The following is a 21,811-nucleotide window of genomic DNA, read 5'->3' as shown; positions in this document are numbered from 1 at the left end:
AACGGCATGTCTAAAGACACCCAAGCATTAGTCATACAATTAGCCCAATTTCTACTTTGCCTTCACCCGCGCCTGCTTCACCATCGCAATTAAAGTTTGATGGGCATCTTCCGCATCTGCTAAAACATGATCAAACTCAATGCGAACTGGCACAGCTTCCCCATTCACTTGCGCTGTCAAATCCATACCTTGTGCATCAATTGACAGCATTTGTGCTGCGATCGCATTTCTTATACCGCCAAAAGCCTTAGCATACACAACTATGGCATCAGCATGATCATCATTCATGTGCTTGCAGATGCGCGAACTAATATCAGCAGAAAAATCCTTAGACATTGTTGAGATAGAAAGTGAGCAATACAGCAACAGCTTAAATTTTAAGCTAATAACGCGAATGAAATTTACTGATTTTCTTTCTTAGCACTCAAAATTTTGCATTTTACCCGGTTTATCATAAATTAATATTATTTACACGTAAATAATTAAATTTAAATAAAACTTATTCAGTATTTTTACCTTCTATTATGGAAACCAAACAGCTTAAACTGTAGCAGAAGTATTAGCCAAACTATTGAAGCCAAGAGACAATGAGCGAAACTAGCCCCAGACGAATTGTAATTGGGGATGTGCATGGCCACTATGAAGGTTTGATGACATTGTTGGAGGCAATCGCCCCCACGTCAGACGATCAAATCTATTTTCTGGGAGACTTAATTGATCGTGGGCCTCATAGCTCACAAGTAGTAAATTTTGTCAAGCGACATAACTACCCATGTTTGCTGGGAAATCATGAGCAGATGTTATTAAACATTCTGACCAATGAAAGAACTTCCTCCCCGACGATGCAAGCATGGCTGTACAGTGGGGGGCAAGCTACTGTAGCCAGTTACCACGAAGCTTCTATTCCTGATGACCATCTGGATTGGTTCAAGAGTTTGCCTACATATCTCGACTTGGGGGATATTTGGTTAACTCATGCTGGTGTTGATCCTTGCAAGTCGGTGACAGAACAAACTACCGATGAACTGTGCTGGATACGAGAAGAATTTCACAGCATTGAAAAACCCTACTTTCCAGATAAGCTCATTATCATCGGTCACACCATTACCTTTACTCTGCCGGGTGTTTCTCCTGGTAAACTGGCACAAGGGCAGGGATGGCTAGACATAGATACTGGCGCTTATCATCCCCGGAGTGGCTGGTTGACTGGACTAGATGTCACAAATAACCTGGTTTATCAAGTTAATATTTTTAAAGACTATCTCCGTACCCTGCCTTTAGAAGATGTAGTGATTAGAGTTGATCCAGCGAAAATCAAAGTCGATCGCCGCAATAAGAATTAAGCAATATTCGAGATGAGTGGGGAGTGGGGAGTGGGGAGTGTGGAGTTGAGGGGGATGAGGGAGACAAGGAGAATACCCAATGCCAATTGCCTAATACCCTCAAGACCTTACTAATAGTCGAATCTTAGCTTTATAACTAGCCTTATCCAAGCCGTAATTTCCCTTACTAGGTTGAGAGTTAATTGCACGTCTGAGGGCATCAATGCGATCGCTCGTTCCGGGGTGCGTACTCAAAAATGTCGGGGCAGAACCACCCTTTTTCAGCAGCTTTTGCATAAAGGAAACCATTGCAGACTGGGCGTAACCAGTCCGTGTCAAAGTTCTTAACCCTCTTTGATCAGCCTCAAATTCATTGTTACGACTGCGTGGCAAGTCTCGCGCTAACTGTACACCAATTTGCACCGCCGTATTCCGGTCTAAGCCAGCTGCTGTTAATAGACCACTTTCGAGCGCTTTTTGCTGCATCTGTTTAACTACGTGTTTACCGCCAATGTGACCAATTTCATGGGCGAGTACACTTGCTAGTTCCGCTTCATTGTCTGCGGTTTTCAGCAAACCCGTATGGACATATACATAGCCGCCCAAGGTAGCAAAAGCATTAATACTGTCATCCTGAACTACTTGGAAAGTATAGGGGAGATCGGGGCGATCGCTATTAGCTGCTAAACGCCGACCAACTTGTTCCACATAGCGATTAACTTCTGGATTCCGGTAAAGCCGCACTTCACTGCCTACTAATTCTTGATTAATCTGCTTACCCAGATCAACTTCCTGGCGAGGGGACATATTAGAAAGCTGAAATGCCTGAACTCCTTGGAGTAGAAGAGGCAAAAAGTCTAAAGTTCTTCCAGGTAACGGTGTACTCAGGCACAGACTCAAGGCAACTATCACTGAAATTAAAGGATAAAACCAGCTACGCCGCCACACACGGTAATTTGCAACAAAACTTTTCCAGTTGAACATAATACGCTCTGAAGATTATTTTGGGAGAACATAAAATGATGGGACAAATTATGAGACGGATTTAGAGTATTCTAAGTTGCATTCTTAAATCAAGACCAAAGGAGTTGTTATACAGCTAATGTTTAGGCAAATCTACCGAATTGCGCTGGTTAGAGATTCCCTCTTGAAATAGGCTTAAACACTAGATATTACTATTTTGGGTGTGTCAGTCTTAACAGGCAAAAGTTTGAGGGTTAGCTGCCACCCTTGCGAACTTCCGAACTCGTGATAAACTGTCGCATAACCGCAATGCCCAGCCGCTTTTCCTTTATTACCAAATAGGGAAAATTGCTATTCCCATTCAAAACCTTCTTGCTACAATCAATTACTTCGCTATTACCTCGGAAAACTTTTTATGGCTATTTTAGATTCAAAAGGTCGCTTGTTCGGCAAAATCAACCTCTTAGATTTAGGTGCTGCACTAGTAATTCTGCTAGTTATATTTGGCATCTTTATCTTTCCTGGCACTTCTGGTTCTGTTGCCCAAGTCGGTGCGAAAACAGTACCCATAGAAGTAGACTTAGTAGTTCGTGGTTTGAATGTCCGTGACCCGGAACAATTATTCAATAACGGATTCAAAAAAGGCGGAAAAACTAATGTGATTATCCGCAATCAACCCTACGGACAGATTGAGATTAAATCCGTTCAACAGCTACCTAGAACAATCAATATTCCCCAACCTGATGGTACTGTTAAAGAATTACCAGATCCAAAAAGCAACAATTTTAGTACAGATTTGATTTTGACTTTAGATGGCAAAGCCCAGTTAACTGATAATGGCCCGGTTCTCGGTAACAGTAAAGTTAAAATTGGAATGCCATTTGAGTTAGAAGGCTTTAACTATAACTTCAATGCAACTGTTATTGATATCAGATTAAAAGACAAATAGCATTCCCATTTTCATTTTAACAAAAGAGGCTGATAAACCGAATTTTATGTAATAAAAAAGTCGGTTTATCAGATTAATCAATTGAGGTTCTAACTACTGAGCAGATTTCGCTTCAAACATTAAATATGTCCCTCCTAACCCTTCTACAATTGTGCGTGTATTGGCAATCATCATTTTCTGATAAGTGTCCGCCTCGCTTCCTGGTTCACCAAGTCCCTCAGCATACAACTTCCTCTCAGAAATTTTCACTTCAGCAACTCTTGCTACAGATTGAAGCAAATTAGGGTTAGTTGCCGCCTCAGGGAAAATTGTTGATACTTTAGCCAGTTTAATATTTGTAACCAAATTTTTCACTCTTGCATCTGTGAGGTTTTCGCTACTACTAATACCTTGTAATCCCCCAGCTAATGGAATACCGTATGCTTTGGTGTAATAACTCAGTGCATTAGAGGTTGTAACTAACTTGCGTTCTTTGGGAGGAATACTGGCAATTCTTGACTTAATCCAGCTATCTAGTTGAGTGAGTTCATTTGTGATTCTTTTGGTATTGCTGGTATAAGCCTCCGCTTCGCTAGATTCTAATTTTCTCAGGTTACTATTAATTACCTCCACCATCCTGATAGTATTCTTAGTATTGTGCCAAAGATGAGGATTAGTTACATTCTTGCCCCCTTTCTGAAATTTTTGTGGCTTAGACACCGCAAGTTGACCAACGGCTATTTTCGGTGCAGTGTTTTTAGTCACTTTAATTAATTTGATCAGATTTGGTTCTAAATTATAGCCACTATAGAGAATAAGATTAGCTTGCTCAATGGCTCTACGATCTTCCGGCTTTGGTTTATAAAATTGGGGGTTGGCACTAGGGTCAATTAAGCAGGTGAGGTTAACTGTATTTCCGGCAACTTGTTTGGTTAAGTCACATAATACACTTGTAGTTGCAACGACTCTGGGAAGATTTTCATTTACCTGAGTGGTAGTCTGAGTGAATGCAGTTCTTGCAGTTTGAGTTCCACACCCAACAAATCCAATCGTCAAGGCAACAAGAATAGCTCGGAAGGAATTAGTTGATGGTAATTTTTTTGACATCCTAAACTCCTACTGGATGTATAGAAAAAATAATCATTATCAGTAAGCGGATTAGTGAAATACCAGGTGGAAGCCTTCAACAAGGAAGAGTTTAAAGGCAATACGCTTGGGTTAAGGCTTGATCGTCCCTAACCCTTTTTAACAAGGAGGGAATTAGAGCAAGCCTTTTTAAGAGAAGAGGAATTAATAGACTCTCTCCTTTGCCCATTGCACATCCAGCAATTTTTGCTTGGTGAACCCCAAGTGAGGTTTTTGCAGGCAAAATGTTAGTTAAGTTCACGCGACAGACTGGAAAACAGGTAGAAGTAAAAGCACAATAATAAAGGTGATGCTGGGGAGCCTCCGGTAAAGAGTGTAGTGTAGTTCTCTCACCGTCTGTTGAAGGGGCTATACCATTGTGCTTACATTCCACAAAGGTCGCAAATTGTCTAGGATTATCAGGTTTTGGAGTGGAACGTAGTAATGCTGGAGCTGATTGAGCATACGGGTTGATTTCGCCTTCCCGAGTCGTGAATCTAAGGCAATTGTAGCTGTGGTTTTGCGAGGTGTGGGCATATAGTTGTTATAAAATTGGCGAATTGGCGATTTTTTAGCCATCAGCCTTTCTTACACGAATTTACACCAACTAAAGCCTTTCAATAACGCTCAGAGCATCATCTAACTGTTCTTTCTTGCCATAATCCCGGCTGTACTTTATACCATAATTTTTATCCTTTAGTTTCTTCATCATTAAATTAACAGCCAAGTCAAGTATATAGAACAATTCCTCAAAACTGATATTGGTAAAGATAAACAATGGTAATTTTAGTTATCCTCGTTAACACCCTCATTTCGCTGATACTACTCTATGTGGCTTGGCGGGTGGGGCAACTCAAGCGACAGCTAGCATACATAGCAGATAGTTTAACCGTCTATGAAAGTTGTACCCATGCAGCACTGAATAAAGCACCCGAAAATATTTATCTCAGTCAGGAGAATATTTATAATTTACGGCAGAGAAATCAAGCGCTACAAATGCAAATCCAACAAGTGCGGCAAATTATCAGTCTACTTTTGCTAGGACAGCAAATCTGGCAGCGTTATTTTCGTAGGCTAGAGTTAACACCAGGGAAAAGAACTGTTGGAAAATGAGTTATGTCAACACATGAACATTTATAATTAGGGCTGACACAGGGACGCGGTGACACGTTGAGACGGGGACGCCGTGAGTTTTGAATTATAAGTAATTAGTGGTTTTGATATTTTAATGAATAAAAGCAACATTTTTGGCTGATATTTTGTCACGATAGATTAACTGAATAAAATCGGTGCAGTCTTACAAGGAGAGAAAACCCACCTAAAATAGGTGTAAGGAGAGAAATAACAAGATGTCTAATAACCGTTCTGGAGTATTTTTTGGCGGTTTGATGCTGGGAGCTACCATCGGTGCTTTGACCGGTTTGCTCGTAGCTCCCCGCACAGGGCGCGAAACGCGTAAAATTTTGAAAAAATCTGCTAATGCTATCCCAGAATTGGCAGAAGATTTATCAACGAGTGTGCAAATCCAGGCAGATCGTCTTTCTGCGATCGCCTTACGAAACTGGGATGATACTTTAGATAGATTACAGGAAGCGATCGCAGCAGGTGTAGATGCCAGTCAGCGAGAAAGCCAAGTCTTGAAGCGGCAAACATCTGTTGAAGACTCAGATTCTCTTCCCCAGCAATTAGAACGCTCATAAATGACATAACCGTGATTGACCCCCTGTTTTGGTTGGGACTTTCTTTACTCTTAGTCGCCACAAGTTTGACTGCGGTTTTAGTGGCGGCAATACCTGCTTTGCAGGAGTTAGCACGCGCTGCTCGTAGTGCAGAAAAGCTATTTGATACACTCTCGCGGGAGTTACCGCCCACTCTAGAAGCTATCCGTGTGACTGGTTTGGAAATCACTGACTTAACTGATGATGTCAGTGAAGGTGTAAAAAGTGCTAGTAAAGTCGTGAAACAAGTCGATCAAAGCCTTGATAGTGCAAGAATTCAGGCTCAAAATCTGCAAGTAGGTACACGCAGCATCTTTGTTGGCGCGAAAGCTGCTTGGAGAAAATTCACGCACCAAAAACCCACAAGGCGAACAGGCGATCACTTGCCAAGCAATGAAAAACCACCACTAACGTTGCGAGAACGGGAAGTGCTAAAGCAAGAAAATCACCAAAGCAAAGCAGAAGTATACCGCGTTAATGACGGTTATAACGATGCCGCAAGCTGGGAAAACAATTTCAATGATGAAGATTGACCAAAAAAAGGGCGTGGGGCTTTGCTTATCTTCCTTGTTACGGTGTCAAAACGTGCTATTTTATCAGCTTAAAAAAAAGCGATTTTTTTTGTTTATGGATAAACTTTGGCATTGTATTCCGCAATTTGGGAAAACGGCTGAAGCATATTTTAATGAAGCCATCTTTTTAGGATAAATGTGCTTGTTTCCAAATTTTTGTCAGGAACCAAGTACATACGAAGTTGTTCGCAAATTTGTAGATAGCGTGAATAGCCAATATAAATCTTGGGACAGTTCAATAGGAGATTTATTTGTATTTGCAAAACTTAGCGGATATCGCAGTTTTGATAAAGGCTACATTCGCACTCGTAATGTTGTCAATTTGTGTGAGTTTGGCAAATATTTATATCCAGTTTGTATAGTTAACCTTAATAGAACGGATCAAATCGAGTGCTTCTGTTAGCAACTCCGGCGGTAAATTTTCTATTTCTCGAATTAATAATTCTTTGTTAGTCATCTCTCACCTATAATCATTCCCCTTTTATTGTATGGGGAACTCCGCTATGGCTTAGTCAATTTTGAGTTGTTCTCAACTTTGACGATAATGATAATTAAAAAGAGGGGTAGGAGGTATGCGACAACTGCCTGCTACACCTCTCACCATCCACGATTATCATTTTCATTAAAATAAAGTATTTTAACTGATTGACAAAATGGACTTTATCTTTACTTATCACGAATGCCACTCCCAATCCCCACTCCTTAAAAACGCTTTGCTTTGATCCCTTAGATTAGAGTAAAGTAAACAAGTGTAAAGAAGCATCACTTTTCCACTACTCTTTTAAAACAACTTGTTCGCTTTTACCGTTGATATTTGTATAAAAACGTCTATGCAATCTTGTTTTTGGCGACGAATTCTGGTATCCATTGCAGTATTTTTCCTGGCTGGGTCAATTTGGGTCATGCATTCTCCCCCAGCACTGGCTTACGACAATCCTGACTTACTTCCTAGCACCTTTACCCCAGTTGTAGACTTAGCAAAATCTCTTCCTGTGCAGCAAGAAGAAAAGCTTGTCAAAGATTTAGAGCAGTTTGAAGCCGATACGGGCTGGAAACTGCGAGTATTGACCCAGTATGACCGCACCCCAGGTCGGGCAGTTATAAAATATTGGGGTTTGGATGACAAAAGCATTCTACTAGTTGCCGATTCTCGTGGCGGTAACATCCTCAGTTTTAGCGTTGGCGATGCTGTTTATGAACTTTTACCCCGGACGTTCTGGATAGAACTGCAAACCCGCTTCGGTAACTTGTACTTTGTCCGCGAACAAGGCGAAGACCAAGCGATTCTGCAAGCCTTAGAATCGGTTAAAGGCTGTTTGCTCAAAGGTGGTTGCAATGTTGTCCCCGGACTGCCACGAGAGCAATGGATTCTCACCTTGATTACCTCAATTATTGGTGGGGTGATTTGTGGATTTGCAGCTCAACCCCGCGAGAAAGGACAAGTTTTCGCTTGGCAATGGGCTTTAATTTTCTCACCTTTGTGGGGAATCTTGTTTCTTGCTTTTGGCATTGGGCCAGTAGTGACACGCACAAGCGACTGGTTACCTCTAGTTCGCAATATCTCTGGGTTTCTTATTGGTGTCTTGGTTGCTTACCTATCTCCTGTTTTCAGTCGGTCTTCTTCCAGTAATGAATTATGAGTGCTGAGTTATGAGTTTTTAATTAACTTATAATTTTTAACTCCTAACTCCTGACTCTCTGAAGCTGATAAGCTGAAAGCTAATATTTGAGAAGCTCAACAAAAATGGAATGGCACGTAACTGATGCTCAAAGTTTAGCAATCATTGATAGTGAAATTGAAAATCATGTTTTTTCACCCGCAGAGTATGAAATTGTGCGTCGGGTAATATACTCTACAGCTGACTTTGAGTATAAGTATTTGATTCGTTTCTCTGAGCGTGCCTTGCAAGCAGGAGCAGCAGCACTAGCCGCGCGTACCACAATTGTGGTAGATGTCCCGATGGTGCAAGTAGGTATTGCCTACGAGATTCAAAACACCTTTGCCAATCCCCTGTATTGCAGCATGGAAGCTCTGACACGTCCTCAAAAAGAAAAAACTCGGGCAGCATGGGGAATAGAAACCTTAGCAAAGCGTTATCCAGAGGGCATTTTTGTGGTGGGCCAAGCGCAAACAGCACTAACAGCACTGGTGGATTTAATTGAAGCTGAGGAAATTAGACCTGCTTTGATAATTGCTACTCCAGTGGGATTTGTAGATGTTGATGAAGCGAAGAGGCGCTTACAAGACTCCTTAGTGCCTCACATTACAATTGATAGCCGCAAAGGTAATGCAGTTGTAGCAGCTGCGATCGTTGATGGATTGGTAGACTTGGCTTGGCAAGCCTATGGACAAGATGGAAATCGGGGGAGTTAGGAACGTCGGCTCTATTGGACTCTTTATGGCAAATACTATTTTAAAATATTTAAGATCCAGATATTTTTGTTAATTAGTGGCGAGCAAGGAGCCTAGATTATGCCGTTCGTAAATCTTTTGATTGCTGACTAGTTTACTCTTCTGTGCTACGACGCCGCCGACGTGGCTTTTGTTGTTGGTCTTCACGCAAGCGGCGACCAACTTCGTTAAAGAAGTCTCGCCGTAGATAAGGATAATCGCTAACCCACAGGTCACTGCTAGGAAAGTATATATCGCTGAATTCTTCAATACTGCTCAAATCTGGGCGATTTGACATCACTACCATTTCTGCAATTTGACCACGAGTAATAACTTTGTGGGCAGGACGTAATGGTGCTACAAACTCAATACTAAATCCTGTTTCATCACCCACCTCTAAGTTAATCTGTTTTTCTCGATTTTCTACAATCACCAATTCGCCTTTGCTGTTGACTGTTTCAGTTTTACCCATCAACTGGTCTGTAATCCACCAATCTAGCACTCGACCACGGAAAAAGCCGCCATACTTATAACGGCGGCATTGCAAATTCCGCATACTTGCTTGAAACACTGGATACCACAGCCAAAAAAAAGCGCTAATTACCCCCAGCACAAATACTATTGAAGCAAACTCAAGCCTAAAAATGATTGTCACAAGCAAAATAACAACTACGGCAACTACAGAAATTAACAGCCGTTGCAAAAAATTTGAGAACTTCCCCCAGTAGTACTTGTACTGCAAACCAGTGGCAATTAGGGGGATAACTTGTTCAAATTTCTGGCGAGTTAGTGGTACTAACATGAGTCCTGAATAGTATGTTTAAAGGATCTTTTCTAATCCATATACTAACGACTTTAGCGCTAAGATTTTGCGAATCGCTAGTAGCACTCCTGGCATATAACAAGCGCGATCGCTCGTATCATGTCGTAAAGTATAAATCTGTCCTGCTGCGCCAAAAATAACTTCTTGATGAGCAATCAATCCTGGTAAGCGCACGCTATGAATTCTAATCCCTTCATCTGCTATACTACCCCTTGCTCCTGGTAATTTCTCCGTTTCTTCTACAAGAGCAGGGTTAAAAGTTTTACCCAATTCTCCTAATAACTGCGCCGTTTGAATGGCAGTACCACTTGGAGCATCAGCTTTTTGGTTATGATGCAGTTCGATAATTTCCACATGGTCAAAATATTTGGAGGCTGCGATCGCGGCTTGTTGTAATAGCACCATGCCAATGGAAAAGTTAGGAATAATTAGACAACCAGTGCTAGCTTTGTCGGCAAAGTCTGCCAAGTCTTGAATTTGTTCTGGGCTTAACCCAGTGGTGCCGACTACAGGACGAATACCGTAGGCGATCGCACTACGAATATTGTCATAAACTGAATCGGGATGGGTAAAGTCTACAATCACTCCTGGAGGAGACTGTCTGTCGCCAGCCACATACCCCAACATCGGTTCTAATTGATTGGTAATTGGCACTTCCAAGGGTTCGCTTAAACCCGCTAATTCTCCAGCGTCTTTATCTTGATGTTCTAAACTGTGGTCAATTGCACCCACTAGGTTTAAGTCTGGCGCTTGCGCCACCGCCTTAATCACCTCACGGCCCATTTTACCAGCAGCACCGTTGACAATAACCGGGATAGGAGCTTGATTCGTCATAGGTCGAGAAATACTTTTTGAGCTAACAAAGGAATTGTAAAGACTTTGGTGATCTAGTAGCTAGCTTCTAAAATCTCTGGCTTAATTCCAACTACCCTGATTTATGCAGCTAATCACTCAGTTTTGTACTCTTTACAGCAGATATGTTCTCATTTTCATCTCACTATCTTAGCCAGTAACTGTTTTATTTTCCCTACTTCACTCACCACACCTTGAGGAAGAGGCAAGGGAGCTATTAGCTTAAAGCTTGGGAGAAGGAAAAAAATTGGGATTCGACACTTCGGCTCCTTTCGACTTACTTCGACTACGGTTCCATCGAGCGAAGTCGAGATGCTCAGTACAATAGATCAAGGCAAGTCGCTCAGTGACCACCCAATCAATTCCAGAACCACTTATTAAAAGTGGGGGAAGTAAGAACATGTTCCCCCCTTCATTTCACGGCTCAATGTTGGGGTGATTTCCCCAAGCTTTTAGCCCCCTTGAAGAACTGCCTCTTCGTTGAAAAATAATCCTATACTGTCCTTGATAAGTAGTTCTTATAAAAGATATCAGTCTTTTTTTGTCAAGTCTAGTTGACTATTTGTAATGTTATTGTTAAATTTATTAACATAACTTAGCAAAGACCAAACGTTAACTATCTAACTGGTGTTAGCTAAGAAAAAAAGATTTCGGTATCGGTATATCCCATCGACATTTGGACTTCTCCCATCTACCTCGGCTATCAAGTCGGGGTTTTTTGTGTTTTCAATTAGCCTTTAATTTTTTTAACTTTTCTTTAGTCATCTTTGAGATGACTTTCGCTATTAGCCTTGGAATTCATTCCGAAGCGGGTAGGCGATGTCTACGACAATCTACGCTTACGCATTTCACATCACTTGCGATACACCAGGGAGTCAGGGAGTATTTACCAACATTTGAGCATTTATCCCTCCCCATATAATGCTTCATCCGAAGCGTGTCGGTTGGTGGGAGAATAATAACGAGAAATGATGCAAGCTTGGTGTTGTCTCCAGCCCAAAGGAATCTGTAAAAATGTGGAAACGAATTATATTAATTTTGCTATTGGTGTTGAGCTTCAGCCTGAGTAATTCTGATGTAGCGGCAGCATCTGGACTCAAAAGCTTTGTAAACACTAATGATGGCTATCAGTTTTTATATCCTAACGGCTGGCTGCAAGTTAAAGTTGCCAACGGGCCAGATGTGGTTTTCCACGATTTGATTGAGGTGTCTGAAAATGTTTCGGTTGTGATTAGCCCAGTTCCAGAAGGCAAAACTTTGTCAGAATTGGGAACCCCAACAGAAGTAGGATATAAGTTGGGAAAAGCAGCTCTTGCGCCTCCTGACTCTGGTCGTTCAGCTGAATTAGTCAATGCTGCACAGCGAGAAGTAGACGGTAAAATATACTACCTTTTAGAGTATGAGGTTAAACTCCCCAATCAACAGCAACGACACAACATCGCCAGCGTCGCTGTTAGCCGTGGTAAAGTTTTTACCCTCAACGCCTCAATTCCTGAAAAACGCTGGCAGAAAGTTAAACGAATGATTGATGAGGTTGTAAATTCTTTTTCTGTTTATTAATTGGGGAGTGGGGAATAGGGAATGGGGAAGAAGCAGGGGAGCTCTTAGCTCTTAGCAAGGGAGAAGAATTTTCCGCTCTCTCTGCTAAAAGCTCCTTGCCCCTGGAGCCTCTTTTTAATGCCCCATGCTCTATTTCCAATTAGGAAGTTTGTCAGAAATATCATGAAAATTCCACCTTTTGTACTTGCCTCAGCTTCCCCAGCCCGACGCCGCTTGCTGCAAACTGTTGGTATTGAACCGATAGTTAAACCAAGTGATTTTGATGAGTCGCAAATTGAATTAAGTGAACCAGCAGAATTGGTCAAAACTCTTGCCCAATATAAGGCGGAAACTGTAGCTCCACAGTTTGAATCGGCTTTGATTATGGGTTGTGATTCGGTTTTGTTCATGAATGGTGAAATTTACGGCAAACCACCAGACACCTCTGAAGCGATCGCACGTTGGCAGATAATGCAAGATAACTTTGGCGACTTGTACACAGGTCACGCCTTAATTGATGTGTCTCAAAACGTTACTATAGTCAAGGCTCAAGTTACAAGAGTTTACTTTACTCAAATGAGCGATCGCGCAATTCTTGCATACGTTGCCACAGGTGAACCCCTTAAATGTGCTGGAGCCTTTGCAATTGAGGGTTTTGGTAGTTTCTTCGTCGAAAAAATTGAAGGCTGTCATACCAATGTCATTGGACTCAGCTTACCCCTGCTACGGCAGATGCTAGAGGAACTGGGATACGATGTCACTGATTTCTGGCAATAGTCACATTAGTCATTTGTCATTTGTCATTTGTCATTAGTGAATGCTCAATGCCCAATGCCCCATGCCCCATGCCCAATTCCCATCAAGTATTAGAATATGTCATTTACTTCTATACCATCGTTACGTGAGCAACAACATCCCCTAATTCGTCAGCTAGCTGATTGTATTGAAACAGCTTGGCATCAGCACCTGGATCTATCGCCCTACCATTTGCCTGATGAGTTGGGGTATGTGGAAGGTAGACTAGAAGGCGAAAAATTGACGATTGAAAACCGTTGCTATGAAACGCCCCAGTTCCGAAAAATGCATTTGGAACTGGCAAAAATCGGAAATATGCTGGATATTTTGCACTGCGTCATGTTTCCCCGTCCAGAATACAACCTGCCGATGTTTGGTTGCGATTTAGTTGGGGGAAGAGGTCAAATTAGTGCTGCGATCGCAGACCTTTCTCCTATTCAATTAGAGCGCACCTTACCAGAATCTTATACTTCTGCACTGACACAGTTAACAGTGCTTAACTTTTCCCAACCCCGTGAATTACCTGAATGGGGAGATATTTTTTCGGATTTTTGCATCTTTGTGCGCCCCAGTACCCCAGAAGAAGAAACAATGTTTCTCTCGCGGGTGCGAGAATTTTTAGATATTCATTGCACCCAAGCCATCGCTTCACATCCTGTTTCAGCTGAACAAGTTACACAAAATCTCGCCGGACAACACAACTACTGCACTAAACAGCAGCAAAACGATAAAACCCGCCGCGTACTAGAGAAAGCCTTTGGCCCAGCTTGGGCAGAAAATTACATGACCACAGTTTTATTCGACCTCCCAACTTAAAATAATTCGTAATGACGTTCTCTACGAGACCCTAAAAGCGAACGAATACTCGCTTTGCGCGTCGCTAACTTAATTAAGTTTTGTAACGGTGATTTAGACCGCGCCACAAAACTTGCCGCTTGTTAATTGCTCTTAACTTAAACCCCCGAAATTAGTTAATCATCTCCCCCATTTTCCCGATCTCCCTTATCTGTAGGCTCTGTTACGTTTTCGCCTAAGGGATAAATGTAGAATTCATTCAACGAGAGTTTAATGGAGTCCCAAAACAGCAGCAGGGAGAATAGTAATATCATGTCCGGCAAAACAGTTACGATATCATTTCAATGCACCAAGTACGTGAAAAAAGAACTTGAGGTTATTTGCATTGCTCGTTTTATCATAAGTAATCAAGCGGACATGATATAAGGTCTTTGAAGCGAATATCACAAAAAAAATGGTTTGTTGTCTTGGTAGGTGCAAGCAACTAGCCCTGCTAACTCATTGACCAGAAAGTTAAGGAAACTCTAATGTTAGGAATGCTCAAGTTGACAGATATTTTTTAGTTAATTAATCCTTGATTCACTTAAGGAAGACTAACTTTTGTACCAAGATTGTATCCAGCAAAGGCAACAGTCTATTTTTGACGTTTCTTTTCAATTTTGTAACTAACTATAGCCGTAGTGAATGTAGCAGTAAAGTACCGCATCATACCAATTTAGGATTTTGTGTAGAGACGCGATACATCGCGTCTCTACATCTAGATTCATACTGCTTGTGAATTCTGCTAACTTCCATTGCACTCATGTCTCAATAATACTCAGAGTTCTTGAATAGCCAGCTACTATAGCGTTTCTCAATATCAATACAGACCTAACAACAACAGCCCCTTAAGAACTAGCGTTGGGGAGTATGCCTCAAAGGCTCTCTGCTTTTAGAGGTCAAAATGTATTGCATACAAACGAGCGATCGCTATAGAAAACACCATTTTATAAAACCATAGTGTTGAGCGTTGATCGCGCAATGGATTTTAAGCCATACCCAGCTTTAAACCACTGTTGTTTGTCCTAAGCGGCTGGCTGTTGATTAAAAACCTTTTTATTTTTACTTCCATCAGCACAATTCAGGTAAATGGGCAACATACTATGTCAAGGGTGACTGAAAAGCCAAAGCCAACTGAGCAGGCATTTAATCAAGAACAACCTAAGATTTGGTGGGGTATCGCTGTAGCTGTGCCAATAGTAATCGCTGCTGGGATACTAGGTACAGCTAAAATCGAGCAGTTGAGAAAACTAACTACATCCGTCCCCGTAATGCCATCTACCAATAGCATTAGTGCTGTTGGGCGTTTGGAACCGCGAGGCGAAGTTGTTAAATTGTCCGCTCCATCATCAGGATTAGCACCATCGTCACGAATTCAGCAACTTTTGGTAAGAGAGGGTGAACAGGTAAAGCAAGGCCAAATTGTCGCAATTTTAGACAACCGCGATACCCAAATAGCCGGACTACAAGAGGCAAAAGCCAAAGTGCAAGAAGCCCGTGCGAATTTAGCGCAAGTTAGGGCTGGATCTCCAAGAGATATTCAAGCCCAAAGAGCAGTTATTGCTCGCCTACAAGCGCAGTTAATTGGGGAAAGGAATGCAGGGCAAGCGACGATCGCGCGGATTGCAGCCCAGTTAAGTGGGGATAAACTCGTCCAACAAGCAACCGTGAATCGCTTAGAAGCTGAACTTAGTGGGCAAAGAGATGCTCTCAGAGCAACGCTTACACGTATTCAAGCCGAACAGCGCAATGCTCAAGTCGATGCCGGACGCTATGATTATTTATACAAAGAAGGTGCTATTTCTCAGCAAGAGCGGGATAGAAGACGCTTGAGTGCAGTAACTTCTAATCAACAGGTTGCTGAAAGCCAAGCTACACTAAAGCAAACATTGGCAACTCTACGACAGCAAGTTGCCGAAGCCAGAGCTACCCAAATACAAAATTTAGCAACTTTGCAACAGCAGCTAATCGAAGCCAAAGTTAACCGTGATAAAACCGTAGCAACTTTGCAAAGACAAATCGATGAAGAAAAAGCCAAACTGAGCAGAATTTTAGACGTTAGTCCTACCGATGTGCAAGTAGCGCAAGCCCAAGTTAGTAATGCGATCGCAAATATCAGAAAAGCCGAAGCAGAACTAAGGTTAAGCTACGTTCAAGCACCAATCGCTGGAGAGATTTTAAAGGTTTACACCAAATCAGGCGAAGCGATCGGTGCAAATGGCATTGCTGAAATTGGACAAACCAGCCAAATGTTTGTGATTGCGGAAGTCGCCGAAGATAGTATTGGTAAAGTGCGTATTGGTCAAAATGCCACTATTAGCAGCGATAATGGAGCATTTAGCGGCGAATTAAAGGGAACTGTTACTGAAATTGGCAGAAAAATTGGTAAAAAAGATGTGCTGAATACAGATCCAGCAGCAGATGTGGATGCCAGAGTCGTAGAAGTGAAAATTGCTCTATCTCCAGAAGATAGCCAGAAAGTTTCTGGTTTAACTTACGCTAAAGTTGTTGTCGATATTAATAACTAATTAAGTCATTGACGAGCATTAATACTAATTCATAATTTGATATTTTGGATTATAAATATTATTAATTAGGCTGCCCAATGAACTTTAAGCATTCTCTAAATTCGCTCCGAGCGTCTTTAAGAATTACGTTAGCGACGCGCAAAGCTAGTATTCATTTGCTTTTAGCGTCTCGTAGATAGCGTCATTACGAATTATTTTAACTGTGCTTGGATGCCTATAAAATGAGTCAAAAAATACCTCTGTCGTGGCTACAACTAACAAGAGAAAAAACTCGCCTATCTGTGGCTTTAGCAGGAATTGCTTTCGCTGATATTTTAATGTTTATGCAACTCGGTTTTCGGGATGCTTTGTATTATAGTAATGTTCGATTCCATAACAGCTTGCAAGGCGATATTGTTTTAATTAACAGTCAATCTAGCGCTGTTCTGGCGATGAGGAGCTTTTCTCAAAGACGGTTATATAAAGCTTTAGAGTTACCCGCAGTCCAATCAGTACATCCGATATATTTAGACTTTACAATTTGGAAAAATCCTGTAACAGGCCGCCCTCGTAGTATTCTGATATTTGGAATGAACCCAGAAACTAACATAGTTAACTTACCTGGAGTTCAGGAGAATTTAGATAAACTTAAACTACCTGATGTAGTTCTATTTGACCGTTCTTCTAGAGTAGAGTATGGCCCAATTGCTGCTAATTATGAACAAAAAAAGACTGTAACAGCAGAAGTGCGAAGGCGGCGAATTAAAGTTGAAGGCCTATTTACATTAGGAGCATCATTTGGCGCAGATGGTAATTTAATTACGAGTGATATTAACTTTCTGCGAATATTCAGTAATCGTCAAAAAGGATTAATTGATATTGGGCTAATTAGATTAAAGCCGGGAGCTAATGCTAACATTGTTGCCCAAGAATTACGAAAGTATTTACCTAATGAAGTAAATGTTTTAACCAAGCAAGAATTTATTGATTTTGAGCGGAATTATTGGGCAAATAGTACAGCTATTGGGTTTATTTTTACATTAGGGACTGTCATGGGTTTCATTGTAGGGACTGTGATAGTTTATCAAATACTTTATACAGAAGTTGCAGATCACTTAGCTGAGTACGCTACTCTCAAGGCAATAGGTTACACACAAAACTATTTATTGACAGTCATTCTTCAAGAGGCTTTATTATTAGCAATTTTAGGATATTTTCCTGGAATAGTTTTTGCTTTATTTATGTATAATAGCGCCAGAAGTGCAACACTTTTACCAGTTTTCATGAGTTTCGATCGGGCGGTAATGGTGTTGATTTTGACTATGCTGATGTGCATTATTTCTGGTGCGATCGCAGTCCGCAAATTAAGTTCTGCCGATCCAGCAGATATCTTTTAATTAAGTCAATATTAATTAAAAGTTCTTATAAAAAAATATAGTTTATAATCAATAATTAAGAAAGCTGGATTTTTTGTAGGCACTACAGTTACGTTTCAAAACTCTTAACTTGTAACTCATAAAAATATGATAGAAAAAGAACCTGTAATTGCCATTAAAAATCTCAACCACTACTATGGCAAAGGGGCACTGAGAAAACAGATATTATTTGACATAAACTTAGAAATATATCCAGGTGAAATTGTAATTATGACCGGGCCATCAGGTTCAGGTAAAACCACACTACTGAGCTTAATTGGTGGTTTGCGGTCTGTACAAGAGGGAAGTTTAAAATTTTTAGGTGAAGAACTCATTGGCGTCAGTCAAAACAAACTGGTGCAGATGCGACGCAACATTGGTTATATTTTCCAAGCTCACAATTTGCTAGGGTTTTTGACAGCGAAGCAAAATGTGCAAATGGCGGTAGAATTGAATGATAATATTTCTCAAACAGAAGCAGTGGCTAAATCAAAAGCCATGCTGGGGTCTGTGGGTCTAGAAGAACGAGTTGATTACTACCCAGACAATCTTTCTGGAGGACAGAAACAAAGAATTGCGATCGCTCGCGCCTTGGTGAATCGTCCCCCACTGGTGCTAGCAGACGAACCAACAGCAGCATTAGACAAACAATCAGGACGCGATGTTGTGGAAATAATGCAGAGTCTGGCCAAAAATCAGGGAACTACTATCTTATTAGTGACACACGACAACCGCATTTTAGATATAGCCGATCGCATCGTAGAAATGGAAGATGGTCTTTTAACCCGTAATTCCCCCAATACAGCTATTCAGTCATGATTCCAAAGTGATAAATCACAACTGATAACTAAGCTGTGACGCAAATAAACATAGCCATTTTACTCATAAGAATCATTCTTTCTCATTAGTCATTTGTATCTACAAAGGACTAATCACTAATGACTAATGACAGCCATAATTTATTGTTTAGCCGAACCTGATTTTTTCATTCTAGGTTGGTTTGGCAAAGTTGGGGTGTTTGATTGGCGATTAGTACGAAAAGTCACATTCACGCCTTCATTAGATTGCTCCAGCACCAGTAGAGGCGTAGGTTTAGCTTTTTGATCCCAATGCATAGTAGCAATCCGACCTTGAATTGTTGGTTGCCAACTATCTTCATCTTCCATAGGGCTTAGGTAAGTTTCTATACAGTCAATAATTTGACTAATAGTTGCAGAAGTCGCTTGCGTCGGTAACTTCATTAACCGGATTTGAATCCGAAATAGTACTCTTTTAGCACAGTTCGGCGGGCTACCAGTCTCATACTCTACATCAAAAATTTCATCTACTTGCCGTGCAGCGCTATTAGCAATTCCGACTGATCCAAGTTGTGCTTGATTTGGACGCAGGGCTTGAGTAACTTTTTCTTTGATCTGAATCTTCACTTGATTAAGGATTGCAAAATGAAACACCTCTTCTGCCATCCGCATTCGCAGATAATCCAGGTTAAAGTCCCGTGAATTGACCAAATCGGGATTAGTTTCCATTTTGCGAATCGTTTCCAGCGCCAGTTTAAACTTTTTCTCTAATTCTCGCGCCCGGAATTGTTCAAACTTAACTTTTTTCTCCAGCTTATTCTTCTGGAGCTTACTATACACTATCATTGCAATCACAGCTAAAGCCAGTCCTCCAGAAGTTGCCAGCAATAATACTGGTATTTGAGGATTACTTGCTGGCACTTCCTGGGATGCTTTTTTAGGCTTTCCTTGTTGGGTTTGGGCAAGAAACATCGAAGTGGGCATGGTTGGAAACTGAAAAACTTGACTCCTGATGTTTAGGATGCCCAAATTTTCAATGCCATCTTGCTGTATCATTAATATTTTTTACAGCCTTTTACAAATTACGTATGTCCAGACACCAGAGTATCCCTGCCCTGTCTGAGTTTTCATCTACAAACTGTCTTCATATTCGTCTGATAGCCACAGATATGGATGGCACCTTGACTAGACGAGGAAAATTTACTTCCGCATTGCTGCAAGCTTTAGAAGATTTAGCGGCAGCTGACATTAAGGTGCTGATTGTCACCGGACGTTCTGCTGGGTGGGTGAGTGGATTGAGTGCGATTATGCCAGTGGCAGGTGCTATGGCAGAAAATGGCGGTTTGTACTTTCCACCTGCAAACCAGAAACCAGTAGTTTTAACATCCATTCCCGATTTAGCTAAACATCGCCAGCACTTGGCTACGACTTTTGAGAATTTACAAACTAAATTTCCCCAAATCCAAGAATCTGCTGATAATCGCTTTCGGATCACCGATTGGACTTTTGATGTAGCTGGTTTGCGTGAAGATGAACTACAAACCCTAGACAATCTCTGTCAACAAATGGGTTGGGGATTTACCTATAGCAACGTGCAGTGTCACATTAAACCCCAAGGGCAAGATAAAGCTGTGGGATTGTTGCAAGTTTTGCGCGAATATTTACCCCAGTACTCACCAGAACAAATTGTCACTGTGGGCGATAGCCCCAATGATGAAAGTTTATTTGATCGGCGTTATTTTCCTATTTCTGTAGGCGTGGCAAACGTACTGGAATATGTGAATCAGTTGAAATATCACCCTGCTTATATTACTAACGCTGCCGAAGGCGAAGGATTTTGTGAGTTATCTAGTTATATTTTGAAAAGCTTGCACATCTCAAGTTAGAGAGAAGTAGAGTTGTTCTACAATAATCTCGTAGTGCAGAACAGGAACGCCAACGAGCAGAGCAGGCAGAATTGCAGATAGAACAGTTAAAGGCAAGGTTGCGATCGCTCAATGTAGACCCTGATACTATTCAGTAACATACAGGGTGTAATTCCAGAAGTTGCTGTAGCTACGCTGTAGCTACGCCCGTCCTACATAACTATTTTATCGCCGTCACTCTGTCGAGCAACTACAACTCTTCGGAATATGCTAACCTAGTATGGTTAACTAATCTCGCACATCTAAGAATTCGGGTGTTTCCCGATTGGGAAATACACTTGGATGGAGGTTTAACCCGAATCGGAGTTGAAAAATATATGCCAGTAGTTTCATTGGCTCAAATGATGGAGTCAGGGGTTCACTTTGGGCATCAGACCCGACGTTGGAACCCAAAAATGTCTCCTTACATTTATACTTCCCGCAATGGTGTGCATATCATCGACTTGGTGCAAACTGCCCAGTTGATGGATAATGCTTACAACTACATGCGATCGCACGCAGAACAAGGGAAGAAATTTCTTTTTGTCGGCACTAAGCGCCAAGCAGCTGGAATTATTGCCCAAGAAGCCAGCCGTTGTGGTTCCCACTACATTAACCAACGCTGGTTGGGCGGAATGTTGACCAACTGGGCAACCATCAAAACACGGGTAGACCGTCTGAAAGATTTAGAACGCCGTGAAGAAACTGGCGCACTAGATTTATTACCGAAAAAAGAAGCATCAATGCTACGTCGGGAAATGACGAAGCTTCAGAAATACTTAGGCGGCATTAAAACAATGCGGAAAGTACCCGATATCGTGGTAATTGTAGACCAACGGCGGGAATATAACGCAGTTCAAGAATGCCAAAAGCTGAATATTCCGATTGTGTCCATGCTGGATACAAACTGTGACCCCGATGTAGTAGATATCCCCATCCCGGCAAACGACGATGCTATCAGGTCAATTAAGCTGATAGTCGGAAAATTGGCAGATGCCATTTATGAAGGTCGTCACGGTCAGCTTGAGGCTGAAGATGATTACGAAGATTACGACGGCGGTGAGTATGACGATGACTACGAAGAAACCGAATATACTGACGCCGTAATTCCCGACGAGGAAACAGAGGAATAAGTAAAGCAGGGGTGAAGCAAGTGCTCCGTTGGAGGGCGGTGGCTGGCAGAGTAGCAGCAAGCCGCCCTAGAAGAACGGCAAATCGGAGGCTAAGGTAGAGGCGAAAAAACTCATACCTTATAACTTGATTATTTTTTCTCCCCCAGCCCTGAGTAAGATAGAAATACTCAACACCCGTGAACGATTACAACT

General features: G+C 41.6%; 22 protein-coding genes. 15 read left to right on the top strand and 7 right to left on the bottom strand.

Translation table 11 applies throughout. The features are described 5' to 3' along the window. Positions 1-51 precede the first annotated feature (51 nt). The gene (locus tag ACFFAP_RS01535) at positions 52-336 is read right to left on the bottom strand and encodes a DUF2470 domain-containing protein (RefSeq protein ID WP_375509567.1); all 285 of its coding nucleotides are present in this window, start codon (positions 334-336) and stop codon (positions 52-54) included. A gap of 251 nt (positions 337-587) precedes the next feature. On the opposite strand from ACFFAP_RS01535, the gene ACFFAP_RS01530 reads away from it, so the two are divergent. Next, the gene (locus ACFFAP_RS01530; RefSeq protein WP_375509566.1) at positions 588-1,343 is read left to right on the top strand and encodes a metallophosphoesterase family protein; all 756 of its coding nucleotides are present in this window, start codon (positions 588-590) and stop codon (positions 1,341-1,343) included. 99 nt (positions 1,344-1,442) lie between these two features. On the opposite strand, the gene ACFFAP_RS01525 is transcribed toward ACFFAP_RS01530, so the two are convergent. After that, positions 1,443-2,306, bottom strand: a complete 864-nt coding sequence (locus ACFFAP_RS01525) for a M48 family metallopeptidase (RefSeq protein WP_375509565.1) — start codon at positions 2,304-2,306, stop codon at positions 1,443-1,445. Between the two features lie 394 nt (positions 2,307-2,700). On the opposite strand from ACFFAP_RS01525, the gene ACFFAP_RS01520 reads away from it, so the two are divergent. Next, a complete protein-coding gene (locus tag ACFFAP_RS01520) occupies positions 2,701-3,234 on the top strand; it encodes a DUF4330 domain-containing protein (protein WP_375509564.1) in 534 nt (177 codons plus the stop codon). Positions 3,235-3,327: 93 nt separating this feature from the next. Here ACFFAP_RS01520 and ACFFAP_RS01515 read toward each other — a convergent pair whose 3' ends face one another. Further along, the gene (locus ACFFAP_RS01515) at positions 3,328-4,320 is read right to left on the bottom strand and encodes a metal ABC transporter solute-binding protein, Zn/Mn family (RefSeq protein WP_375509563.1); all 993 of its coding nucleotides are present in this window, start codon (positions 4,318-4,320) and stop codon (positions 3,328-3,330) included. 795 nt (positions 4,321-5,115) lie between these two features. On the opposite strand from ACFFAP_RS01515, the gene ACFFAP_RS01510 reads away from it, so the two are divergent. The 5 genes from ACFFAP_RS01510 (at position 5,116) to ACFFAP_RS01490 (ending at position 9,002) form a co-directional block, all read left to right on the top strand. Next, the gene (locus ACFFAP_RS01510) at positions 5,116-5,451 is read left to right on the top strand and encodes a hypothetical protein (RefSeq protein ID WP_375509562.1); all 336 of its coding nucleotides are present in this window, start codon (positions 5,116-5,118) and stop codon (positions 5,449-5,451) included. A gap of 236 nt (positions 5,452-5,687) precedes the next feature. Further along, entirely contained in the window at positions 5,688-6,038 is a 351-nt protein-coding gene (locus ACFFAP_RS01505) for a YtxH domain-containing protein (protein WP_375509561.1), read from the top strand. An 11-nt stretch (positions 6,039-6,049) separates the two neighbouring features. Continuing rightward, positions 6,050-6,589, top strand: coding sequence for a DUF948 domain-containing protein (locus ACFFAP_RS01500; RefSeq protein WP_375509560.1), 540 nt, complete (start codon positions 6,050-6,052; stop codon positions 6,587-6,589). A gap of 869 nt (positions 6,590-7,458) precedes the next feature. After that, the gene (locus ACFFAP_RS01495) at positions 7,459-8,268 is read left to right on the top strand and encodes a TPM domain-containing protein (protein WP_375509559.1); all 810 of its coding nucleotides are present in this window, start codon (positions 7,459-7,461) and stop codon (positions 8,266-8,268) included. 104 nt (positions 8,269-8,372) lie between these two features. Next, positions 8,373-9,002, top strand: a complete 630-nt coding sequence (locus tag ACFFAP_RS01490; protein WP_375509558.1) for a precorrin-8X methylmutase — start codon at positions 8,373-8,375, stop codon at positions 9,000-9,002. A gap of 133 nt (positions 9,003-9,135) precedes the next feature. Here ACFFAP_RS01490 and ACFFAP_RS01485 read toward each other — a convergent pair whose 3' ends face one another. Together ACFFAP_RS01485 and dapB are read right to left on the bottom strand one after the other, a co-directional pair. After that, positions 9,136-9,822, bottom strand: coding sequence for a phosphate ABC transporter permease (locus ACFFAP_RS01485; RefSeq protein WP_375509557.1), 687 nt, complete (start codon positions 9,820-9,822; stop codon positions 9,136-9,138). A gap of 18 nt (positions 9,823-9,840) precedes the next feature. Further along, a complete protein-coding gene (gene dapB / locus ACFFAP_RS01480) occupies positions 9,841-10,677 on the bottom strand; it encodes a 4-hydroxy-tetrahydrodipicolinate reductase (protein WP_190943690.1) in 837 nt (278 codons plus the stop codon). Between the two features lie 1,032 nt (positions 10,678-11,709). Here dapB and psbP point away from each other — a divergent pair. From psbP to ACFFAP_RS01450, 6 genes are all read left to right on the top strand, one after another. Further along, the gene (gene psbP, locus ACFFAP_RS01475; RefSeq protein WP_375509556.1) at positions 11,710-12,255 is read left to right on the top strand and encodes a photosystem II reaction center PsbP; all 546 of its coding nucleotides are present in this window, start codon (positions 11,710-11,712) and stop codon (positions 12,253-12,255) included. Positions 12,256-12,417: 162 nt separating this feature from the next. Further along, positions 12,418-13,011, top strand: a complete 594-nt coding sequence (locus ACFFAP_RS01470) for a Maf family protein (RefSeq protein WP_375509555.1) — start codon at positions 12,418-12,420, stop codon at positions 13,009-13,011. A gap of 96 nt (positions 13,012-13,107) precedes the next feature. After that, positions 13,108-13,845, top strand: coding sequence for a phycocyanobilin:ferredoxin oxidoreductase (locus ACFFAP_RS01465; RefSeq protein WP_375509554.1), 738 nt, complete (start codon positions 13,108-13,110; stop codon positions 13,843-13,845). A gap of 1,121 nt (positions 13,846-14,966) precedes the next feature. Then, entirely contained in the window at positions 14,967-16,391 is a 1,425-nt protein-coding gene (locus tag ACFFAP_RS01460) for an HlyD family efflux transporter periplasmic adaptor subunit (protein WP_375509553.1), read from the top strand. 221 nt (positions 16,392-16,612) lie between these two features. Further along, positions 16,613-17,767 (top strand): ABC transporter permease DevC, encoded by a 1,155-nt coding sequence (devC, locus tag ACFFAP_RS01455; RefSeq protein ID WP_375509552.1) that lies wholly within the window; start codon positions 16,613-16,615, stop codon positions 17,765-17,767. A 126-nt stretch (positions 17,768-17,893) separates the two neighbouring features. Beyond that, positions 17,894-18,604 (top strand): DevA family ABC transporter ATP-binding protein, encoded by a 711-nt coding sequence (locus ACFFAP_RS01450; RefSeq protein WP_375509551.1) that lies wholly within the window; start codon positions 17,894-17,896, stop codon positions 18,602-18,604. Between the two features lie 140 nt (positions 18,605-18,744). Here ACFFAP_RS01450 and ACFFAP_RS01445 read toward each other — a convergent pair whose 3' ends face one another. After that, positions 18,745-19,566, bottom strand: coding sequence for a hypothetical protein (locus ACFFAP_RS01445; RefSeq protein WP_375509594.1), 822 nt, complete (start codon positions 19,564-19,566; stop codon positions 18,745-18,747). 104 nt (positions 19,567-19,670) lie between these two features. Between ACFFAP_RS01445 and ACFFAP_RS01440 the strand changes: the two genes are divergently transcribed. Further along, complete coding sequence (locus tag ACFFAP_RS01440) at positions 19,671-20,468, top strand: HAD-IIB family hydrolase (protein ID WP_375509550.1); 798 nt, start codon at positions 19,671-19,673, stop codon at positions 20,466-20,468. 267 nt (positions 20,469-20,735) lie between these two features. On the opposite strand, the gene ACFFAP_RS01435 is transcribed toward ACFFAP_RS01440, so the two are convergent. Then, positions 20,736-20,900, bottom strand: coding sequence for a hypothetical protein (locus tag ACFFAP_RS01435; protein WP_375509596.1), 165 nt, complete (start codon positions 20,898-20,900; stop codon positions 20,736-20,738). On the opposite strand from ACFFAP_RS01435, the gene rpsB reads away from it, so the two are divergent. Then, positions 20,825-21,619, top strand: coding sequence for a 30S ribosomal protein S2 (rpsB, locus tag ACFFAP_RS01430; RefSeq protein WP_375509593.1), 795 nt, complete (start codon positions 20,825-20,827; stop codon positions 21,617-21,619). The two genes, ACFFAP_RS01435 and rpsB, sit on opposite strands and share 76 nt — an antisense overlap. Positions 21,620-21,811: the final 192 nt, after the last annotated feature.

This window comes from uncultured Nostoc sp. (assembly GCF_964245575.1).
Lineage (GTDB): Bacteria > Cyanobacteriota > Cyanobacteriia > Cyanobacteriales > Nostocaceae > Nostoc.
Note: the sequence above shows the minus strand (reverse complement) of the source record. Positions and strands in the feature narration are given on the sequence as shown.